Origin of the sequence: Salipaludibacillus aurantiacus (genome assembly GCF_900111295.1) — a bacterium.
GTDB lineage: Bacteria > Bacillota > Bacilli > Bacillales > Salisediminibacteriaceae > Salipaludibacillus > Salipaludibacillus aurantiacus.
In genome coordinates this window covers 245,065-257,430 of record NZ_FOGT01000001.1, presented here as the reverse complement: position 1 = coordinate 257,430, position 12,366 = coordinate 245,065, and the positions used below count along the sequence as shown (strand labels likewise).

Below are 12,366 nucleotides of genomic sequence, written 5' to 3'. Positions count from 1 at the left end.
TGATTAATGAAAGGGTTCATTGGTCATATAACAGGTAGAGGCGCAATAAGGATCAGTACATTGTTGGAGCAACAGGAGGCGTGGAAGACAATGGAAAGGCCGGTTTGCCGAAGCAGTTAAAACGGTTCCTTCCGTTTTATATGCTGGGGTGCAGTTGAAAATGCTGTTCACTGTCACTGCGTTGTGTAGTGGAGCACTAACCTGGCGGAAACTGCTGATAGTTGTCCAATAGGGAAATGAATGTGGTTCGCATTCATTTCCCTTTTATGCTTTAAATTAAAAGTATAACGTCGACAACTTCATTTTTGTTAATAAGTATAGTAGTGATGAGCAATTAAGGAGTGAAAGTGTATGGGCTTATACGGAACAAGTTGTATAAACCGTGAAGGGCATTTATCTATTGGAGGGGTAGACGTTACCACTTTAGCAGATAAGTATGGGACCCCTCTCTATATATATGATGTGAAAGATATTAGAAACCGGGCTGAAGAGTTTAAACAGGCTTTTGAAAATAAAAAAGTAAATTATCAAGTGGCTTACGCCAGTAAAGCTTTCAGCTGTATTGCTATGATCGAACTGGCAGACGAACTGGGATTAAGTCTGGATGTCTGTTCCGGAGGGGAACTTTACACCGCTCTCCAGGCAGGATTTCCTATGGAGCGCGTCCATTTCCACGGCAACAATAAGACACCCGACGAACTGGAAATGGCGTTAAAAGAAAAGATCGGCTGTATTGTTGTTGATAATTTCACAGAATTATCCTGGCTTATGGCAATGACTGAATCTATGAAAACGGAAATGAATGTCCTGATCCGCATCACTCCCGGTGTAGAGGCTCATACTCATGAGTATATTTCTACGGGCCAGGAAGACTCAAAATTCGGATTCGACTTAAACAGCGGCCAGGCTAAAAAGGCAATTAAGATGATTATGGGTCATTCGTATCTCCGTCTTCAAGGAGTTCATTCCCATATCGGTTCCCAGATTTTCAGAGCCGAAGGGTTTGAGGAAGCGGTAAAGGAGATTTATTTATCCCTTGCCCAGTGGCAGCAGGAGCTCGGGTACTATCCTGAAGTTCTTAATGTAGGAGGAGGATTTGGAATAAGATACGGCGAAAATGATGCTCCTCTTCCTCTGCACGAATATATTGACCGTATGGTTGAGGCTGCTGAAAAGGAGTCAGCGAAACTGAATATGCCGTTGCCTGAAATGTGGATTGAACCAGGGCGTGCTTTAGTCGGTGAGGCTGGCACAACGCTTTATCGTATCGGGTCACGAAAAGATATCCCGGATCTTAGAACTTACCTTTCAGTGGATGGCGGGATGACAGATAATATCCGGCCTGCACTGTATCAGGCTGAGTACGAAGCTATTGTAGCTAATAAAGCAGCTGAAGAAAAAACTGAACTTGTATCTATTGCCGGAAAGTGCTGTGAAAGCGGAGATATGCTTATTTGGGATTTAAGCCTTCCGCCTGCTGTACAGGGTGATCTCCTCGCGGTTTCCTCGACCGGCGCTTACGGTTACTCAATGGCTAATAACTATAACCGTATTTTACGTCCCGCTGTGGTTTTTGTAGAAGATGGAGAACACCGTTGTGTCATCGAGAGAGAGACTTTTAAAGATCTCGTCCGCCATGAACGGTCATACCGGAACAGCGGAAGTCCCGAAAAAGCCTCCGGGTCGGTCAAGCAGATTTAAAACACAAGCTGGATTCCTGTTGTTTCATTCTTTATCCAACTGATGTAAAATAAAGAAGTCTGCTTGACTTTAACAATTATAGGAGGTTTACGACATGAAAAAAGGTGAAATCACTTTTGAAACAGGTGAAAAAGTTGTTCTGCAATTTTTTCCTGAAGAAGCACCAGGCACAGTAGCTAACTTTGAGAAATTAGCAAATGAAGGTTTTTATAATGGCTTATCATTCCACCGTGTCATCCCAGGCTTTGTTGCTCAAGGCGGATGTCCGAACGGAAATGGAACAGGAGGTCCTGGCTACACTATTAAATGTGAAACAGAAGGCAATCCGCATAAACACGAGAAAGGCAGTCTGTCTATGGCCCATGCAGGCAAAGATACGGGCGGCAGCCAATTCTTTATCGTTTTTGAACCTCAGCCGCATTTGGACGGCGTTCACACCGTGTTTGGAAAGGTTGTCGAAGGAATTGATTCTGTCGACCGCATTCGCCAGGGAGATATCATGCAGGAAGTGAAAGTTTACGAAGAATAAAACTGACAAGCGGCTGAAGATTAAATTCTTTGGCCGTTTTTTTGCAAATTTAAGCGCATATGTCGACTCTTGTGATATAATAAACAAAACGAATAAACCGATTCCTTCGGGGCAGGGTGAAATTCCCTACCGGCGGTGATGAGGCCTGGCCTCTTAGTCCGTGACCCGCTGCTTTTTCAGGCAGCGGTGGATTTGGTGAAACTCCAAAGCCGACAGTGAGAGTCTGGATGGGAGAAGGATATGGCGGTTAAAAAAAGGGACTAATAATAAGGGTGAAGTCTGCCCTTTTTGGTAACCAATTTTTAGTGATCACTCAGGAAAACGTTACCATTTATTTTCTGGCAGTAGGCCTGCCTTTAATACCCTTTTTGTGGCTATTCATATTCTGTACGTCTGTCTCCTGAAGGAAATATTCCTTCAGTTTTTTTGTGCTGCATGACTGTTGCAGATGAAGGAATGGAATTAAGGAGGGTTCGATGGAACATCACTATATGAAACTTGCTATTGACATGGCTAAAAACACTAAAGGGCAAACCTCCCCGAACCCGTCAGTGGGCTGTGTCATTGTGAAAAATAACCAGATTACCGGTGTGGGGGCCCATCTCAAAGCAGGAGAAGCACATGCTGAAAGGCAGGCGCTTGAAATGGCTAAAGAGAAAGCGTCCGGTGCCACAATGTTTGTTACTCTTGAACCATGTTCCCATTATGGCCGCACACCTCCTTGTGCGGATGCTGTCATTGAAGCGGGAATTTCAAAGGTTTTTATTGCCTCTACGGATCCCAATCCGCAAGTGGCAGGAAAAGGAATTGAAAAACTTGAAAAAGCAGGTATTGAAGTTGATACAGGTTTAATGAAAGAGGAAGCTGATGAGATTAACCGGGAGTTTTTCCACTTTATCAGCACAGGTAAGCCTTTTGTCACTTTAAAAACTGCATGCAGTATAGACGGAAAAATTGCTACGTCGACAGGTGAAAGTAAATGGATAACAGGAGAAGAAGCAAGAAAGGACGGGTACCGGCTCCGCCATGAACATGATGCGATTCTTTGCGGGGTAGGGACGGTTATAGAAGATAACCCTTCACTTACGGCAAGGCTGGAGGATGGGGGAAATAATCCTGTCAGAATTGTTTTGGATACGAGACTGAGGATGCCGTTAGATTCAAACTTAATAACGGATAAACTCGCAGAAACATGGATAATAACCACTAGTCTTGCAGAAAAAGAAAAGATAAATGAATTGGAAAAACACGGAGTGTATGTTTTACAGTTGGAAAGCAGCCATATTTCGATCGATCAGCTTCTTAGTGTACTTGGTGATAAGCAAATTACTTCACTCCTCGTAGAAGGAGGAGGCAAAGTTAATGACAGTTTTTTACGTACAGGCCAGTTTCAAAGGGTGGTCAAGTATATGGCTCCTCTCATTATCGGAGGCGAAAAGTCTAAGTCGTCTTTTTCCGGTGAAGGGATTCCTCTGTTGAAAGACACACCTCATCTTAAGCTTCACTCTATGGAGCCTATAGGAAGCGATACAAAGTTTGTTTTCTATAAAAGGGAGGATAACTAATGTTTACAGGAATTATTGAAGAGAAAGGAACGATCCGTAAAATTCAAAAAAACGGTGATGCGATTGTAATGGCTATTCAGGCTGACCGTATCCTTTCAGACATTCATTTAGGAGATAGTATCGCTGTTAACGGCGTATGTCTGACTGTAACCACGTTTAACAGTCAAACCTTTTCTGTGGATCTAATGCCGGAAACGGTAAGGAATACAAGCCTGAGGGACTTAAATGTGAATTCTCAAGTTAATCTGGAACGTGCGATGTCAGCGGAAGGGCGTTTTGGCGGTCATTTTGTTTCTGGACATGTAGACGGTATAGGTACTATTAAAGCGAAACGCCCAGAGCATAATGCGGTTTATTATGATATTGAAATCCCTAAAGAGCTTAGAAAATATATGATGATGAAAGGCAGCGTTTCGGTTGACGGCACGAGTTTAACTATTTTCGGTTTAACTTCTGATACCTTTACCATATCGATTATTCCCCACACCATTCAGGAAACTATTATCGGAGAGAAAGGGGCCGGGGATATTGTTAATATTGAATGTGACATGCTTGCTAAATATCTTGAAGAATTGATTACAAACCGTTTCGCTTCAGACGATCATTCGTCGGAAAAAATTACTGGCAGCTTTTTAAAGGAGCATGGTTTTAAATAATGGAGGAGGCAGAAAAATGAACACATTCGATCCAATTGAAGAGGCGATTTATGCCCTTGCCCAGGGGGATGTTGTAATTGTGTGTGATGATGAAGATCGTGAAAATGAAGGTGACTTTGTCGCTCTTGCTGAAAAAACGACCCCTGAAGTGATTAATTTTATGATCACTCACGGAAGAGGACTTGTTTGCACCCCAATCACAAGGGAAAGAGCTGAGAAGCTGGATCTCGTTCCGATGGTAGACAGAAATTCTGATCCTCACGGCACTGCTTTTACAGTGAGTATTGACCATAAACACACCACAACCGGTATCTCCGCCCCGGAGCGTGCGATGACAGTGAAAGCAATTATTGATAAAGAAACCAAACCTGCTGATTTTCAGCGGCCGGGCCATATCTTCCCCTTAATCGCCAAAGACGGCGGAGTGCTCAGACGGGCAGGTCATACAGAAGCGGCTGTTGACCTGGCAAGAATGTGCGGTTCTGAGCCAGCAGGCGTCATTTGCGAAGTAATTAAAGAAGATGGCACAATGGCGAGAGTACCGGATTTAAGGAAGATTGCTGATGAGCACAACTTAAAAATGATCACTATTAAAGACCTCATTCAATACCGCAACAGGAAAGATAAACTTGTACAAAAAGAAGTGGAAATTAAATTACCAACAGAATATGGCGACTTCACAGCTGTCGGCTACTCAAATGTAGTGGACGGGAAAGAACACGTGGCCATTATTAAAGGGGAAATCGGAGGAGAAAAGCCTACTCTGGTAAGAGTCCACTCAGAATGTCTGACTGGAGATGTTTTCGGGTCACAACGCTGTGACTGCGGCCCTCAGCTTCACGCTGCTCTTGCGCAAATTGAAGAAGCAGGTTCAGGCGTTGTCCTGTATATGCGTCAGGAAGGCCGGGGAATAGGCCTTTTGAATAAAATGAGAGCATACAAGCTTCAGGAGGAAGGATACGACACCGTAGAAGCAAACGAAAAACTCGGTTTTGGCCCTGATTTAAGAGATTATGGCATCGGAGCTCAAATCCTGAGAGATTTGGGAGTAAGGAAAATGAAATTATTAACTAACAATCCGCGTAAAATTACAGGACTTAAAGGATATGATTTAGAAGTAGTGGACAGGGTAGCTCTCCAATTGCCTCATTCCAAGACAAATGAAAACTACCTTAAAGTAAAAAAAGATAAACTCGGACATCTATTACATTTTTAATTACAGGAGGAGTTATAATGGGACAAGTGTATGAAGGACATTTAGTTGGGACAGGATTAAAAGTAGGGATTGTAGTAGGAAGATTTAATGAATTTATTACGAGCAAGCTTTTAGGAGGAGCAGAAGACGCGTTAAAAAGGCACGGTGTATCTGAAGACGATATTGATATTGCCTGGGTGCCTGGTGCGTTTGAAATACCTTTAATTGCAAAAAGAATGGCTGAGTCCGGCAAGTATGATGCTGTAATTACTCTTGGGACTGTGATTCGCGGCTCGACACCGCATTTTGACTATGTATGCGGGGAAGTGTCAAAAGGGGTGGCTTCTACAGCTCTGACATCAGGTATTCCGGTTATTTTTGGAGTGTTAACAACTGATACCATCGAGCAGGCTGTCGAAAGAGCAGGCACAAAAGCCGGGAATAAAGGATGGGAAGCAGCAGCCGGAGCAATTGAGATGGCTAACTTATCAAAAACTTTTTCATACTAGAGGGTTGATTATGCTTATACCTTACAAAAAAGAATATGAAAAAATTGCTATGGGCTTGCTTTCTTTTATGCCGGGAGAAAAAAAAGTCCAAAAAATTCAGCAGACAATAGACCACTACCGTGCGTCCAACACTTGGCATTTATATTTGTGGCGTAATGAAGACGGGCGGTTTGTAGGTGTAGTAGGAGTGGAAGAAAGTGATGACTGTGTGTATTTGAGAGATCTGACAGTGGATCCTTCCTATAGAAATGAAGGGATTGCTAATAAGATGGTTAAAGATACAGAAGTTCTTTGGAAGACTGAACTTACCGGTACCACGACCACTCATTATTTTCTGGAACATTGTAAGGAAAAAGATAAACATGAAAAAAAAGGGGAGAGCTAATGCTCTTCCCTTTCCTTTTTCTTTTTTAGCAGGGAGTGCTCCCTGGCCTTGATCACATCAGACCGGTCCCGTAATTTATGCTTAAATACCAGGATATTTTTACTTTGTGAGTCGTCAGACAGCCATTCCCATCCTTGTTCTTCTGTAAACTTCATACTTTTTTCAATTAGTTCCTCACTTACAAGAGGAAGGTTCATAGGAGTATACTCTCCGTCATGAAGGATATTCTTAATACGTGATTTAATAAGGTATTCAAGATCCCCATGGTGAATATCAAGGCCTTCAAACAGGTTCTTATTGCTTCTTAAATGGTGAAGGACTTTCCGGTACAATCTCAGGCTTCCCGGGAAGTTCTTTTGCCGCTCATGATAGACTGCCACAGCAATCTGAATTAAGGCGAGCCACTTGACTTCCCTTTTATTTTGAAGCCAGAATTCTTCCATTATTTCATGGCATTCGAAAAAATCCCTGGAACCGTGAAAATGGGCAAGGTATTCGATATAAGCCGTTGGATATTTCTTCATTTTTCCCTCCTGCACCTCTCAGTTATTAACACTATCATAAACTAATATTTCTTTGATGTGAAGAAAACCAGTACTCAATTATAAAATTATAATATGATATAATTCATTGAGTAAGAAAGGTTTGATAAATGATGCAATATAGTGTAAAACTCCACTCCTTTGAAGGTCCTCTTGATTTGTTGCTTCACTTGATACAAAAAAATGACCTGGATTTAAATGATATTCCAGTCAAAGAAATCACTGAGCAGTACATGGCGTATATAAAGGCTATGCAAGTACTGCATTTAGATATAGCCAGTGAATATTTAGTCATGGCTTCGACCCTGCTGCATATGAAAAGCCAGCTTTTGCTTCCCGCAGAAGAAGAATTATATGAGGAAAATATGCTTGCAGAAACAGAAGAAGATCCTAAAGAAGATTTAATGCAAAGACTGATTGAATATAAAAAATTCAAAGAAGCGGCTGATGAATTAAAAGAAAGAGAGCTTGAGAGAAGCAATTTATTCTCTAAACCAATGACCGATTTAACACCTTTACTGGATGAATCAGAAGGTGAAAATAATCAATCTGCGGTTAATGTTACCATTTATGATATGCTTCAAGCCTTCGAGAAAATGAAAAAAAGGAAGAAGAAACAAAGACCGGTGTATTCTAAAATTCACCGGGAAGAAATTCCTATTGAACAACGAATGTCCCAGCTGTTGGGGGAATTGCATAATAAAGGCGGAAAAAGCCGGTTTTCTGAGCTTTTTTACGAAGAAGAAAATCCGCATCTCGTTGTTACTTTTCTTGCATTATTGGAACTCATGAAATCCAATTCTATATTATGCGAGCAGAACAGTAATTTTGACGAAATAATAATTTATAAAAAGGAGGTCCATCCGTTTGACTAGTGAAGAAATTAAAGCTGTGATAGAAGGACTTTTGTTTGTCTCCGGCGAAGAAGGTCTGGACGAAAAACAGATTATGGACGTTCTGCAAATAGATAAAAAAACGTTGAGCTTTTATTTAAAAGAATTGAAAGAGATGTACCGGCAGGAGCACAGAGGAATACAGCTTGTAGAAATAGCAGGCGGTTACCAGCTTACAACGAAACAAAAACATGCACCTTATTTTAAAAGACTCGTCCAATCACCGTCATCGGCTACTCTTTCACAGGCAGCACTTGAGACCCTGGCTATTATAGCTTATAAGCAGCCTATTTCAAGAGTTGAAATGGAAGATATCCGAGGTGTTAAATCCGAAAGGCCGATCCGGACATTAATTGGAAAAGGATTGATAAAGGAAGTTGGCCGTGCAGAAGGGACAGGAAGAGCCATTTTATACGGGACTACAAAAATATTTTTGGAACAATTTGGTTTAAAATCAACAGAGGAACTTCCCCAGCTTCCTGAACAAATGACGGAAGATCATGCAGAGGAAGAGGCAGATTTATTCTTTTCTAAATTTAATGAACAATTTTCGTCCCCTGAATAACAAAATAAAGAAACAAGAGGAGAGAAGAGACAAGATGGGAAATGATTTAGTAAAGCAGCAACTTCAATTTACCATGGATAAAATGGAGGAAGTGACCGGGAAATTGAGGACTTATTTAAACGAAGCCACGCTGAGTGAACTGAATAAAAGCGAAACACGGACATCGAAAGACGATTTTCAGCTTATCCTTGATCAATTTAGAAGGCTGCTTGTTTTCTTTGACGAAGGCAGAGAGGCAGGAACCGTATTGTTACGAAGTGAACGGTTCAGAAAGAGTGCTGCTGAAAAAACCTTATTTTGGATTTTCCATCAGTGTGTAGAAGAATTCTTCCAGCCGCATTATGACGTGTGGTTTGAAGACAGCCGGGCGGCATACACCGGAAAGAATGCTATCCGTTTCAGGACTGAAGTCCCTGCACCACTTAAAGATATGGTTAAAGCTATTGAAGGTCCTCTGCAGGAAATCCGGGAAGAATTAGAATACTATGAAACAGATTACCGTACGAAAGTAAAGCAAAGAGAAAGTAACTGAATAGAATCAAAAAACAGCCTGATATCACATTTATCAGGCTGTTTTTTGCTGGATATTCAAACGCCAATTTCAGGGGACATTTATATATTTAATAAATGGAGCCCGGTTAAGCTGAATATAAAGAGGGGCACCTTCGGACCATTCGGCTATTATAATATGATTCACAGTCAGAGCGTTCTTATTGAAAAGGTTTATAAACCAATCTTTTGAATAGGGGGTCTGAAAAATATTATCGTCAACCCATTCACCGTCGCTTATAATCGTCATCGGGAGGGTGACAGAAGAAGATGGTTTGGAAAGGTCTGCCTGGGTTGCTGCCTGAAAAGGACTTTTCTTTAAAACATTTAAATTCCCGTTTGATTCAAGTATGGCATATTCTACTTCTGAGAATGAAAAAACATCTTTATTACGCAGGAGATTCTGGAGTTGGTTCAAGTCCAGGTTATTTTTTCTCAGTTCTTCACGTATGATTTTCCCGCTGTGAATGACAATTGAAGGTTTGCCTTCCAGCAGGCTCCTGCTCCCTTTCCACTTCTGGGTAATTTTCTCAATTGTCATAATCAAAGCTCCCCAGAGAGCCACAGCATAAAGAACATAATGTACAGCTATTTCTTTATCATAAATAGCATTACCGACAAGCTCCCCTAATACGAGTGCAGAAATAAAATCAAAAGGAGTTAATTGGGTAATTTGGGTCTTTCCCAAGACTTTAGTTAAGACTAAAAGAGCCATAAATCCTACAAGCAATTCAACAGTCAGCGAAGAAAATGTAGTGTTCAAAGGAACCCTTCCCCCCTTTTATTGGAAGATATTAAATAGGGTTCGCACTTTTGGATGTTTTATGAGAATGTATTCAGTTTCTTAAGCCATTGGTCCATATCGTGGCAAAGTTCCCGTGATGCCAAAACGAGTTTGCCCGCTTCTGTATCTGTCTTATGAGCAGCTCCCCGGAAAACGGTTTTTAATTTTCCTTTATCAGTATACCAGTACCGGTCCAAATAATTATTAAATGAGTTCATAAACGAGTGGATCAGCGCTTGCTGATCAGGGGGATAGAGTTCTTTTAGAGTGTTGGTATCGAAAATGAGTGACTTAGGAGCTAATTCAATTTCCTTATTATGTATGTCTTCCGTTTGTTTCTGAACAGCATTCCTTATTCTTAAAAGCTGGAGTTCGATTGTACGCTTTCTCTCGTCATCCAGTTCGTATATGTTCCGGGAATTTTCTTCAGCTTCAGGTGAAAAAGACTTTTTAACATACACGCGTTTTTTAATTAAGAGATAAATAATAATAAGCTGACTTATAAAAATAAATGTCAGTAACAGAATTATAACAGTGTTCATACACGCCCTCCATTCGGTTATATAGTAACAAAACCGTCACAGAAATGACATATATAAATGTTTCACACAGCCTTCCTTTATGCTTAAATACTTATAGGGGTATAAGTATTTATTTAGGAGGGGAAGGAATGGATAGAAGATCGTTTATTAAAAGAGCTACCGCAGCTGCAGCAGCGGCATCCATGGTGACGGCTAAGCAAAAATGGGTGTTGGCATCGGGAGCAGAAGAATCAAAGCAAATCGGGTCAATTATTGATTTAACTAAATGCGATGGATGTGAATATGAGGGGACGCCGCTCTGTGTTAAAGCCTGTAAAACAAAAAATGCCGACAGGTTTCCGCAGCCGGAGAAACCGATTAAAGACTATTGGCCCCGAAAACATCATGAAGACTGGTCGGATGAACAGGACCTAACCAACCGGCTGACACCCTATAATTGGACGTTCGTGGAGCAAGTGGAGGTCGAGCATAACGGAGAAATGAGGAAAGTGTCTGTACCGCGGCGTTGCATGCATTGTGATGATGCCACATGCCAGAAATTGTGTCCGTTTGGAGTTATTCATAAAAGCGAGCATGGCGCTGTAACCATCGATGAAGACTTTTGTATGGGCGGAGCAAAATGCCGGTCGGCATGTCCGTGGGACATCCCTCAACGGCAGGCAGGCGTCGGCCTATATATGAATCTCGCTCCAGATTTGGCAGGAGGAGGAGTAATGTACAAATGTGATATGTGCACTGATTTACTGGAGGCAGGCAAGAAGCCGGCTTGTGAGACAGCTTGTCCAAGGGATGCGATCACATTTGGACCTTTAAACGAAATGAGACAAGAAGCTCGAAGGCTTGCTGATGAGGTTGGCGGTTATGTTTACGGTGATGAAGAAAATGGCGGCACACATACCTTTTATGTGTCAGAAGTACCGTTTGATAAAATTAATGAAGCTATTATGGCTGACAAAGAATCGCTTCAGGACAAGCGGCCGGGGCGCCCTCATATGAAACCGGACGTAGAAAACCTTCTGGATACGGCGCATGGGTTTACGTTAGCAATGATGGTTGCCCCTGTCGCGGGAGCAGCGGCTGCGGGAATTACTGCTTATAAGACGCTTAAAGGAGAAAAGGGGGAACAGGCCGATGAGTAAATCAGATAAAATTATCAGGCAGTCAAAGTCTAATCGGTTTGTTCACTGGGCAAGTGCCATTTCCATTTTAATTCTCATCATTACGGGGTTAGGGCAGCTCCCTCTATATGGCCGTTACTTACTGTGGCAGCCTTTTGGAACCGGCTGGCTGACAAGTTATGATATAACTTTATGGGTGCACTATGTTTTCGCCTCTATTTTAATTTTTACAGTCATTTACCATATTGTCTTCCATATCATTCGCAAAGAATACGCGATATTACCAAAAAAAGGAGACGTGAAGGCTTCATGGAAGCTGATAAAAGCTATGATATTAAAGAAACAGGAACCTCCCAGTGAGAAATATCTCCCTGAACAGCGTTTGGCGTATATGCTGTTTGCTGTAGCAATAGCTGTGCTGATAGTTACAGGCGGTATAAAAGTATATCAGAATTTAAGCGGAGTAAATATATCCAATACGATGATGGTCATTGTAACCCAAGGTCACAATCTTGGTACGGTATTAATTATTTTTGCTTTTATTGGTCATATGGCAGCTTTTTTGTTTAAAGAAAACAGAAAGATGCTTCCCGGAATGTTTACAGGCAAAGTAAACAAAGATTATGTTAAACACCGTCACAGCTTATGGTATAAGGAACTTAAGGCACAGAAAAATAAAAAGAATAAGTCTGTCTCATAAGTAGAAAAATACAATAACGGAAATAAGGCACATGCATAAAGACCTTCTTTATGCATGTGCTTTTTTGTCTCACAAATTTTTCCAACATAAATAATTTATCGCTTACGATACTATAACTACGAAGACAGAAAGG

At 41.4% G+C, this 12,366-nt stretch carries 15 protein-coding genes and 2 riboswitches; of the genes, 12 read left to right on the top strand and 3 right to left on the bottom strand.

Annotation, left to right across the window (positions count from 1 at the left end; all coding sequences use genetic code 11):
• Positions 1-27 precede the first annotated feature (27 nt).
• A riboswitch (Lysine riboswitch) is annotated at positions 28-208 on the top strand.
• 143 nt (positions 209-351) lie between these two features.
• The 7 genes from lysA (at position 352) to BMW59_RS01260 (ending at position 6,540) form a co-directional block, all read left to right on the top strand.
• Complete coding sequence (gene lysA, locus BMW59_RS01290; RefSeq protein WP_093047200.1) at positions 352-1,701, top strand: diaminopimelate decarboxylase; 1,350 nt, start codon at positions 352-354, stop codon at positions 1,699-1,701.
• A 94-nt stretch (positions 1,702-1,795) separates the two neighbouring features.
• Positions 1,796-2,230: a peptidylprolyl isomerase gene (locus BMW59_RS01285; RefSeq protein WP_093047199.1), complete on the top strand. Its 435-nt coding sequence runs from the start codon at positions 1,796-1,798 to the stop codon at positions 2,228-2,230.
• Positions 2,231-2,328: 98 nt separating this feature from the next.
• A riboswitch (FMN riboswitch) is annotated at positions 2,329-2,473 on the top strand.
• A gap of 233 nt (positions 2,474-2,706) precedes the next feature.
• A complete protein-coding gene (gene ribD / locus BMW59_RS01280) occupies positions 2,707-3,795 on the top strand; it encodes a bifunctional diaminohydroxyphosphoribosylaminopyrimidine deaminase/5-amino-6-(5-phosphoribosylamino)uracil reductase RibD (protein WP_093047198.1) in 1,089 nt (362 codons plus the stop codon).
• On the top strand, positions 3,795-4,451 hold the full coding sequence (gene ribE / locus BMW59_RS01275) for a riboflavin synthase (protein ID WP_093047197.1): 657 nt from the start codon (positions 3,795-3,797) through the stop codon (positions 4,449-4,451). The genes ribD and ribE overlap by 1 nt, the downstream gene beginning before the upstream one ends.
• 16 nt (positions 4,452-4,467) lie before the next feature.
• Positions 4,468-5,667, top strand: a complete 1,200-nt coding sequence (locus BMW59_RS01270; protein WP_093047196.1) for a bifunctional 3,4-dihydroxy-2-butanone-4-phosphate synthase/GTP cyclohydrolase II — start codon at positions 4,468-4,470, stop codon at positions 5,665-5,667.
• A gap of 17 nt (positions 5,668-5,684) precedes the next feature.
• Positions 5,685-6,155 (top strand): 6,7-dimethyl-8-ribityllumazine synthase, encoded by a 471-nt coding sequence (ribH, locus tag BMW59_RS01265; protein WP_093047195.1) that lies wholly within the window; start codon positions 5,685-5,687, stop codon positions 6,153-6,155.
• Positions 6,156-6,165: 10 nt separating this feature from the next.
• Positions 6,166-6,540: a GNAT family N-acetyltransferase gene (locus BMW59_RS01260; protein ID WP_093047194.1), complete on the top strand. Its 375-nt coding sequence runs from the start codon at positions 6,166-6,168 to the stop codon at positions 6,538-6,540.
• On the opposite strand, the gene BMW59_RS01255 is transcribed toward BMW59_RS01260, so the two are convergent.
• On the bottom strand, positions 6,537-7,064 hold the full coding sequence (locus BMW59_RS01255) for a DUF309 domain-containing protein (protein ID WP_093047193.1): 528 nt from the start codon (positions 7,062-7,064) through the stop codon (positions 6,537-6,539). The genes BMW59_RS01260 and BMW59_RS01255 overlap by 4 nt on opposite strands.
• A gap of 128 nt (positions 7,065-7,192) precedes the next feature.
• On the opposite strand from BMW59_RS01255, the gene BMW59_RS01250 reads away from it, so the two are divergent.
• Genes BMW59_RS01250 through BMW59_RS01240 form a run of 3 tightly spaced genes read left to right on the top strand, consistent with a single transcriptional unit; the run spans position 7,193 to position 9,072 of the window.
• Positions 7,193-7,957: a segregation/condensation protein A gene (locus tag BMW59_RS01250; protein ID WP_093047192.1), complete on the top strand. Its 765-nt coding sequence runs from the start codon at positions 7,193-7,195 to the stop codon at positions 7,955-7,957.
• A complete protein-coding gene (gene scpB, locus BMW59_RS01245; protein ID WP_093047191.1) occupies positions 7,950-8,540 on the top strand; it encodes an SMC-Scp complex subunit ScpB in 591 nt (196 codons plus the stop codon). The genes BMW59_RS01250 and scpB overlap by 8 nt, the downstream gene beginning before the upstream one ends.
• Positions 8,515-9,072, top strand: coding sequence for a DUF3907 family protein (locus BMW59_RS01240; protein WP_245732893.1), 558 nt, complete (start codon positions 8,515-8,517; stop codon positions 9,070-9,072). Before scpB ends, BMW59_RS01240 begins: the two co-directional genes overlap by 26 nt.
• Before the next feature lie 69 nt (positions 9,073-9,141).
• Here the strand turns inward: BMW59_RS01240 and BMW59_RS01235 are convergent, their stop codons facing one another.
• Both BMW59_RS01235 and BMW59_RS01230 read right to left on the bottom strand, forming a co-directional pair.
• Positions 9,142-9,852 carry a DUF421 domain-containing protein gene (locus BMW59_RS01235; RefSeq protein WP_093047189.1) on the bottom strand — a complete coding sequence of 237 codons (711 nt, stop codon included), beginning with the start codon at positions 9,850-9,852 and terminating at the stop codon, positions 9,142-9,144.
• Positions 9,853-9,911: 59 nt separating this feature from the next.
• On the bottom strand, positions 9,912-10,415 hold the full coding sequence (locus tag BMW59_RS01230; protein WP_093047188.1) for a hypothetical protein: 504 nt from the start codon (positions 10,413-10,415) through the stop codon (positions 9,912-9,914).
• A gap of 128 nt (positions 10,416-10,543) precedes the next feature.
• Here BMW59_RS01230 and BMW59_RS01225 point away from each other — a divergent pair, with 128 nt between their 5' ends.
• Both BMW59_RS01225 and BMW59_RS01220 read left to right on the top strand, forming a co-directional pair.
• Positions 10,544-11,554, top strand: a complete 1,011-nt coding sequence (locus tag BMW59_RS01225; RefSeq protein ID WP_093047187.1) for a 4Fe-4S dicluster domain-containing protein — start codon at positions 10,544-10,546, stop codon at positions 11,552-11,554.
• The gene (locus BMW59_RS01220; protein ID WP_093047186.1) at positions 11,547-12,233 is read left to right on the top strand and encodes a formate dehydrogenase subunit gamma; all 687 of its coding nucleotides are present in this window, start codon (positions 11,547-11,549) and stop codon (positions 12,231-12,233) included. The genes BMW59_RS01225 and BMW59_RS01220 overlap by 8 nt, the downstream gene beginning before the upstream one ends.
• Positions 12,234-12,366 lie beyond the last annotated feature (133 nt).

What these genes read in the sequence shown, in the direction of transcription:
- BMW59_RS01255 (WP_093047193.1), bottom strand. Translation starts at nt 7,064, where the DNA reads ATGAAGAAATATCCAACGGCTTATATCGAATACCTTGCCCATTTTCAC.
- BMW59_RS01225 (WP_093047187.1), top strand. Translation starts at nt 10,544, where the DNA reads ATGGATAGAAGATCGTTTATTAAAAGAGCTACCGCAGCTGCAGCAGCG.
- BMW59_RS01250 (WP_093047192.1), top strand. Translation starts at nt 7,193, where the DNA reads ATGATGCAATATAGTGTAAAACTCCACTCCTTTGAAGGTCCTCTTGAT.
- BMW59_RS01230 (WP_093047188.1), bottom strand. Translation starts at nt 10,415, where the DNA reads ATGAACACTGTTATAATTCTGTTACTGACATTTATTTTTATAAGTCAG.
- BMW59_RS01260 (WP_093047194.1), top strand. Translation starts at nt 6,166, where the DNA reads ATGCTTATACCTTACAAAAAAGAATATGAAAAAATTGCTATGGGCTTG.
- lysA (WP_093047200.1), top strand. Translation starts at nt 352, where the DNA reads ATGGGCTTATACGGAACAAGTTGTATAAACCGTGAAGGGCATTTATCT.
- ribE (WP_093047197.1), top strand. Translation starts at nt 3,795, where the DNA reads ATGTTTACAGGAATTATTGAAGAGAAAGGAACGATCCGTAAAATTCAA.
- ribH (WP_093047195.1), top strand. Translation starts at nt 5,685, where the DNA reads ATGGGACAAGTGTATGAAGGACATTTAGTTGGGACAGGATTAAAAGTA.
- BMW59_RS01270 (WP_093047196.1), top strand. Translation starts at nt 4,468, where the DNA reads ATGAACACATTCGATCCAATTGAAGAGGCGATTTATGCCCTTGCCCAG.
- ribD (WP_093047198.1), top strand. Translation starts at nt 2,707, where the DNA reads ATGGAACATCACTATATGAAACTTGCTATTGACATGGCTAAAAACACT.
- BMW59_RS01285 (WP_093047199.1), top strand. Translation starts at nt 1,796, where the DNA reads ATGAAAAAAGGTGAAATCACTTTTGAAACAGGTGAAAAAGTTGTTCTG.
- BMW59_RS01240 (WP_245732893.1), top strand. Translation starts at nt 8,515, where the DNA reads ATGAACAATTTTCGTCCCCTGAATAACAAAATAAAGAAACAAGAGGAG.
- BMW59_RS01220 (WP_093047186.1), top strand. Translation starts at nt 11,547, where the DNA reads ATGAGTAAATCAGATAAAATTATCAGGCAGTCAAAGTCTAATCGGTTT.